The organism is Halomonas sp. NO4, assembly GCF_010994375.1.
Lineage (GTDB): Bacteria > Pseudomonadota > Gammaproteobacteria > Pseudomonadales > Halomonadaceae > Halomonas.
This window is the reverse complement of record NZ_WHMA01000087.1, coordinates 1-1,057: the sequence shown is the minus strand read 5'-3', so window position 1 is coordinate 1,057 and position 1,057 is coordinate 1. Positions and strand designations below refer to the sequence as shown.

The 1,057-nt window shown below is 63.7% G+C and carries 2 protein-coding genes; both read left to right on the top strand.

Annotated features, from left to right (window positions below; all coding sequences use genetic code 11):
• Positions 1-114: 114 nt before the first annotated feature.
• Positions 115-435: a transposase gene (locus FEF15_RS19195; RefSeq protein WP_163561072.1), complete on the top strand. Its 321-nt coding sequence runs from the start codon at positions 115-117 to the stop codon at positions 433-435.
• A partial coding sequence (locus tag FEF15_RS19190) for an IS3 family transposase (protein WP_163561073.1) occupies positions 378-1,057 on the top strand: 680 nt, incomplete at its 3' end. The genes FEF15_RS19195 and FEF15_RS19190, both read left to right, overlap by 58 nt.

Genomic DNA, 1,057 nt, shown 5'->3' with positions numbered 1-1,057 from the left:
GAACAGCGGCGTGATGTAGTTCCCGCTGTGGTTCTTCAGCGTCGCGAAGTCCATCAGTTGTGAAGTTGACCCGGTTCGGTGGACACCCGACCCTTTGAGAAGGAGGAGTCCACCATGCCCAAGTCCCGTACCCCTTATCCAGCCGAATTCCGGCAGCAGATCGTCGAACTGGTCCGTGCGGGCCGAACCCCGGAAGAACTGGCCAAGGAGTTCGAACCCACCGCTCAGACCATCCACAACTGGGTGAAGCAGGCCGACCGTGATGCGGGGCGTCGCCACGATGGCCCCACCAGCGCCGAGCAGGAAGAGCTGCGGCGCCTGTGCCGTGAGAACAAGCGGCTCCGCGAAGAACGCGAGATCTTGGCAAAGGCCGCGGCCTGGTTCGCTCGGGAGACCGACAACATACCGCCGACCTCTTCAGGTTCGTCGAAGTGAATCGGGCCCATCATGGGATCGCCACCATGTGCCGTGTGCTGGGTGTCTCCACCAGTGGCTACTACGCCTGGCGTTCCCGTCAGCCTTCTGCCAGAGAGGCTATGGACAGCGCGCTGGTGGCGCGCATCAAGGCGATCCATGCGTGGACAGATGGCACCTATGGGGCGCCACGCATCCATGCTGAGCTCGTCGATGAGGGATGGCGGGTCGGCCCCAAGCGTGTCGCCCGCCTCATGCGACAGGCGGGCCTGAGGGGCGTCTGTCGCCGGCGCTGGATCATCACGACGCGCCGGAACCCTGACCATATGACGCGCCCTGACCTGGTCAATCGGCAGTTCACAGCCAGCCAGCCCAATGCCTTGTATGTGGCTGATATCACCTACATACCGACAGGGGCGGCCACGCTGTACCTGGCGGTCGTGCTGGACGTCTTCAGCCGTCGCATCGTCGGCTGGGCGATGGCCACGGACATGAAAACTCGACTGGTGCTGGACGCACTGGAGATGGCATTGGCTCAGCGCCGTCCCGAGGGTGTCATCCACCATTCCGATCAGGGTGCCCAAATATACCTCCATCGCCTTCGGCGAGCGCTGCCGGAAGGCCGGTGTTCGGCCCTCGATGG